The 6,155-nt window shown below is 55.3% G+C and carries 4 protein-coding genes; all 4 read left to right on the forward strand.

The features are described from left to right. A partial coding sequence (locus AC1DH9_RS18995) for a fimbrial protein (protein WP_477808582.1) occupies positions 1–384 on the forward strand: 384 nt, incomplete at its 5' end. A 69-nt stretch (positions 385–453) separates the two neighbouring features. Then, positions 454–3,285, forward strand: a complete 2,832-nt coding sequence (locus tag AC1DH9_RS19000) for an ATP-binding protein (RefSeq protein WP_427540610.1) — start codon at positions 454–456, stop codon at positions 3,283–3,285. Beyond that, the gene (pvrR, locus tag AC1DH9_RS19005; RefSeq protein WP_427540731.1) at positions 3,272–4,465 is read left to right on the forward strand and encodes a response regulator cyclic di-GMP phosphodiesterase PvrR; all 1,194 of its coding nucleotides are present in this window, start codon (positions 3,272–3,274) and stop codon (positions 4,463–4,465) included. Before AC1DH9_RS19000 ends, pvrR begins: the two co-directional genes overlap by 14 nt. A gap of 84 nt (positions 4,466–4,549) precedes the next feature. Further along, positions 4,550–6,155, forward strand: a 1,606-nt coding sequence (locus AC1DH9_RS19010) for a histidine kinase dimerization/phospho-acceptor domain-containing protein (RefSeq protein WP_477808583.1), incomplete at its 3' end; no start/stop codon positions are given.

The raw sequence follows: 6,155 nt of genomic DNA on the forward strand, positions 1-6,155 counted from the left end.
ATTACCCCCAGTGTGGTCAATTTCCGCCGCGCCCTTTCCGGCACAGCACAAATCGGACAGGTCGCCAGCACCGCCAATTTCAGTCTGAGCCTGCTCAGAAGCTGCGATACGCCCTATACGGTCAACGCCCGATTCGCCACCACCCCCGGTGGGGGGAGCGTGATCAGCAACTTGCTGGTTCCGCCCAATAACAGTTCCGTTGGCATTTCATTGGTACGCCAGGAAACCAACGAAAAGATCCCGTTCAACACTTGGTTCAAGCTGGCTGCACTGACCGAGGCCGGTCAGATAAGAAATGACTTCAGAGCCGACTTGATCTGGCGTACCGCACCTGTACCCGGAACCTTTGAGGCCGCCGTGATCGTCGATATGTTTTACAAATAGCTAACGTCCAGCCAGGCGTTTAAGAATCGTCTGATGCCCATCCGACAGGTCGCTCTTTAGAGTCGACGGATGAGATTAAAAAGTTACCTGCTCCAGATCAGCCCGGTGTTATCAAGCCCCAAAGCAGCCAGAAGGCTGCTTCGTCTTTTTGCACTCGTTTTATTGATCGGCATTCTGAGCGGCGTTTACAACTTTCTGCTGTTCACCTTCAACAATGATATTTCCCAACGTCGCGGCTACATGAGCAGTGCGATTGCCGAGGCGTACACCTTCTTCACCAATCGCGAAGCCTTGCTCGAAAGCCTCAGTCTGTCGGCAGTGCGCAAATCCAAACAGGCCAAACCAATCGTTTACCTACCCTCCACTGAAGAAGTTCATCTGCAACTGGGTAATACTCCCGGCAATCTGTGGAGTATCTGGCTGACCCAGCGCATGCGCGACTACATGAAAGGCAAACAGGTCAATCTGCTTTACGTGAACACCGGCCCGAATGCGCAAGTAACACGTCTCTATGACTCAACATCGGTGGTGCCCAACTTTTCGTCCAGCATGCTGAGTCAGTTGGACGTGCTAAAGGACAGTGACACATCGACCCTCGACGAACTGTGGCTCACTGATCAGTCTGAGCAACGCTCGCATCTGTATATATTCATTCGTCTGGATGACCGTGATTCAGATTCCGGCTGGCTGGGCCTGGAGATGGACAGCCGAGAAGTCTCTACGGCCCTGAACGATCAGAGCGCGGGCGAGTTTATGATGCTCAACTCCCAGGGCATGCTGGTATTTACCAACAGTCACACCGCGCAATTGAGCCAGATGCTGCTCAAACCCCAAGGTGACAATTTTTTCGGGTTTGTCGGCAGTGGTCTGGTGCCGGACCACCTGGTGATCCGCAAGCAGCTGAAGTCGTCAGACTGGCAACTGGTGTATTCGATCGACCTGCTGGCGGTGGTGTCCGGATTGTGGCTGCAACTGTTGGGCTCGCTGGTGTTCTGTCTGTTCAGCGTGACGCTGATCCTGTTGCTGATGCGGCGTGTCGAATGTCGCTTCATTACGCCTGCGATCAACCGCATTCAGGCGTTGATCGAGAGCGAGGCATTCAGCCGTGATGTGATCCAGACGGCTCCCGTGGCTCTATGCGTACTGCGCCGTACCGATGGTCAAGTGGTACTGGAAAATACCCTGGCCCAGCAATGGCTGGGTAACGGTCTGGAACGCGAGCTGTTGTGTGCCGGCTGGATCAGCCAGGCATTCGACACCGAACAGCCCACCCGCTCCGATTACTTTGAAACCGTCGAAGGTCGGCACCTGTACCTCAGTAGCGCGCCAACCCGCTACAAGGGTGAGGACGTGCTGTTTTGCGCCTTCAGCGATATCAGCGCACGCAAACAGGTGGAAGCAGCGCTGGAGGAAGCCCGGCACTCGGCCGATGCAGCCAACGAGGCAAAAACCCTGTTCCTGGCCACCATGAGCCATGAAATTCGTACGCCGCTCTATGGCGTGCTGGGCACCCTGGAGTTATTGGCCCGGACTCAACTCGATGCGCAGCAAAAAGACTATTTGCACGCCATAGAAGGTTCCTCCGCGACCCTGCTCCAATTGATTTGTGATGTGCTCGATGTCTCAAAAATCGAAGCCGGGCAACTTGCACTGGAATTGAGCGAGTTCTCCCCTTTGGATCTGGTTCACGAAGTCATTCAGGGTTATGCCGCAGCCGCCATGGGCAAAGGACTGCAACTTTACGCCTGCTTCGATCCGCAACTGCCCGAACGGCTGATCGGCGACGTCACCCGGATCCGGCAAATCCTCAATAACTTGCTCAGTAACGCGGTGAAGTTCACGGACTGCGGTCGGGTTGTATTGCGCGTCAAGTTGCTGAACCGCGATGGCGAACGTTCGAGTCTGTTGTGGCAAGTGTCCGATACAGGCAACGGTATTGCTCAGGAAGACCAGAGCTTCATTTTCGAGCCGTTCTATCAAACCGAAGGTAATACCAATGTTGTTGCCGGAACCGGGCTGGGGTTGCCCATTTGCCAACGTCTGACTCAACTGATGAACGGCCATATTCGCATGGTCAGCGAACTCGGACTGGGCAGCAGCTTCACGCTGACCCTGCCGCTCGAAGAAGCCTCGGCCACCGTCGAGACGAGCACCATGAGCAGCCTGTTGCCAGAGACTATTTATGTGGTCTCGCCGATTCGCGAACTCGCGGAATCCATCAGCGGCTGGTTGCGCCGCTGGGGTGCCCGGGCACAGATCGTCCGCCCGTCCCAGGCGGACGCCGCCGGCGGCGACCTGTTGCTCGAACTGCATCCAGGCACTGTCGAGCAACCGCTGGTACCCGACTGGTCGGGTCAGTTGATTATTGTCAGTGGTAACGGTTGCAGTGAACCGCAAATCGAAGCGGGTAGCTGGCACGTCAACCTTAACCATTTGAGCGCCATTCACCAGGCGGTTAGCCAGGCACAGGGACTCTGGGTCGCCAGAGTCGATGAATATGCACACAAACGCGAGCTGAAGAAGCTCAACCTGCACATCCTGGTGGCCGAAGACAACATCATCAATCAGTTGATTCTCAGGGATCAGCTTGAGGAACTTGGCTGCACCGTGGAGATGGCTTGCGATGGGCACGAAGCACTGCTGCTCTGGAAAGCCGGGGACTTCGATGTGGTCCTGACTGACGTGAACATGCCCAAAGTCAACGGCTATGAGTTAGCCAAAGAACTGCGCCGTCAGGGCTGCTCGCTCCCGATCATCGGAGCAACKGCCAATGCCATGCGCGGAGAAGCAGAACTGTGTCTTGCAGCCGGAATGACCCATTGCCTGGTCAAACCCTTTGCGTTGCGGGCCCTATTCAATTACCTGGCGCCTTATGAAGGGACCTCCCATGAAGCCCTATAACATTTTGATCGTTGAGGACCACCCCTTTCAGCACATGTATCTGCTGCATTTGTTCAGTGAACTGGGTGAGTTCAATTTCGAAACCGCACAGGATGGTAAAGAGGCGCTGGAACGCTTGCAGCGGTGCGATTTCGACCTAGTGCTGACGGACCTGTTGATGCCGGGTATGGACGGCGTTCAATTTATCCAGAGCTTGGCAGGTCTGCACTACAAACCCGCCCTGGCGATCATGAGTGCCGCATCCAGGCGCATGCTGACGGCCGCCAGTCTAGTAGCGAAAAATCTCGGAATGGAAGTGATCGGACTGATTTCCAAGCCCGTCTCTTCAGCCTCACTGCGCAGCCTGACGGAACAACTCGAGGGCAAAAACCGCAGCGCTTCACAGGCCATTCCTGCGCCCCTGGAGTTTGACCGGCATTCGATTATCCGGGCGATGAGCGACGGACAGTTTCAGGCCTGGTTTCAGCCCAAGAAGTCTCTGGCCAACGGCCGCATCGTCTCCGCCGAAGCGTTGGTGCGCTGGATGCACCCGGAGCAAGGCGTCATGCTTCCTGGCTCGTTCCTGCCCGCGCTCAAAGCGTTCGGACTGGAGGAACGTTTGTTATGGCTGGTATTGAAGCAGGTCATTTATGCCCAGGCGCGATGGCGCCAGCAGGGTTATGACATTCCCGTGTCGATCAACTTGCCGACGCACCTGCTTAACAGCCATGACCTGGCGGACCGTCTGCTGGAATTTGTCCTGCACCACCAAGGCATACCGGGAAAGATCTGTTTCGAACTGATGGAGTGCTCCATCCCGCAGGACGTCAGCAACTTCTACGCGGGTGCCTGCCGTCTGCGCATCAAGGGTTTCGGCCTATCGCAAGACGATTTCGGCAAGGGCTACAGCTCTTACGTGAACCTGATTTCGACCCCCTTTACCGAGCTCAAAATCGATCGGGCGCTGGTCCAGGGTTGCCATGAAAACGAAGGAATGACCTCAGCCTTGACCAGCATTGTCGCGCTGGGTCGCAAACTGGGTCTGACAGTGGTGGCCGAAGGAGTGGAAACGCCACAGGAGCTTGCGCTGCTGCGCAAAATCGATTGCACGCAGGTTCAGGGGTTTCTGATTTCCCATGCAGTATCGTCGGACCAGTTCCAGCAGTTGCTGACCAATGATGGTCCGGCGACATTTTATTAATTTTCTGGCCTGACMGACGCTCATCAAACATCAGAGGTACTATCCATCCTGCACCGACTCTTCACTATCCTGCGGATATCCTTAATGAAACACGACAACGCCCTCCTGGAGAAACTCACCCGCAGTTCATTGCGACTGAACAAAGGGTTGGTGGTGTTGCTCGGAGTGGCATTGTTGCTGATCGGAACCAGCTATTGGTCATGTCAACGTCTGATCGAGGAGCAGTACGACGAGGTCCGCTTTCACTTTTCGCGTTTGATGGGAAACATTCGTGAGCAAGAAACCTTTTTGAAGACCTTGTCTCAATACAGCGTTCAGGACGAACTGCTCAATAACGAAAACACCCTGGAGCATCTGCATAAAGCACAGCCGCAAGAAGGCATTTATCAAGAGCAAGAGTTTTCGTTCTCGATGCCTTTCAGCATCAAAGTCAATCAACAGAAAATCGCCAGCAGCGAGCATCCAAAGGTTTTCACGCTGGGTGCACACCTGAGCACCTTCTACAGCACTTTCTGGTCCGTCTCGCACTTCCAGTCGCCGCAGATCTTCCTGTTCAATATTAAGGAAACTATCGATATCGCCGTTCCGGCTGCCGGACACTTGCGTGGCAGTACGGCGAACTTCGACCAGACCTTCGCCAGGGTGATAAAGACGGTCCTGGGGCACTTGAACCAAAACAGTCAGTCTTTGGCCGATGGCGCGGTCCACTGGAGACATTACGATCAAACCACCGACAGTTCGACACCGGTCCGCTTAATGGCCTACATTGATATTCCGTTAAAACCTGAACAACTACACATCAGTGGCGCCGACTCCCGAGTGTTCGTCGCAACGCTGCTGGACATGTCCCAGGTAAACGATGTCGAACGCACCATGGAATGGTCAATCTATGACCACTTCACCTTGGTCGCGCCATCAGGTGAGGTACTGACCGGTTCGCTCAGACCGCAATCGCCCTTGAATGAAGGGCTTAACTTCAAACATGACGGCCTGGTCTTCAAAATCACCAACAACATCGGCCCCCAGTGGACCGCCATCTATGCGATCAGCTTCAAGAGCTTTTTCCGCTATGCGCTATGGCCGCTGACCAGCCTGGCAATACTGCTGACAAGCGTCATCATCATGGGTTGGCTCGCCAGCCGCTGGTACAAGAAGCAAGTCATTCTCCCCGCCCGACGCGCCCATGAAAGCATCGCGGAAAGCGAGGCATTCAGCCGGGTGGTGATCGATACCGCGCCAACGGGGCTGTGCGTGGTGCGCCGTTCGGATGACAAGATCCTGATGGAAAACCAGCGCGCCCAGCAATGGCAGGGAACAGCCAAGCTGATGACGGTTCTTGACCCGCACCATAACAGCACCGACGTCGGTGAGACTTACCTGGAAGTTGAAGGCCGCCACCTGCAAGTCGGTTTCGTTTCGACCCGCTATCAGGGTCAGGATGTACGACTTTATGCTTTCAATGATGTCACCCGGCACATAGAGGATGCCGCCGCGCTGGAAGCAGCGAGACGAGCTGCCGATGCCGCCAATGAAGCCAAGACGTTGTTCCTGGCCACCATGAGTCATGAAATCCGCACGCCGCTGTACGGGGTACTGGGCACCCTCGAATTGCTCGGAATGACTCGCCTCGACTCGCGTCAGCAAGAATACCTGCAAACCATTCAGCGCTCGTCAGCCACCCTGTTTCAAC

The sequence above is a fragment of the Pseudomonas sp. 05T35 genome, assembly GCF_056396605.1.

Coding starts and splice junctions, on each gene's coding strand:
- pvrR (WP_427540731.1), top strand. CDS start 3,272: ATGAAGCCCTATAACATTTTGATCGTTGAGGACCACCCCTTTCAGCAC.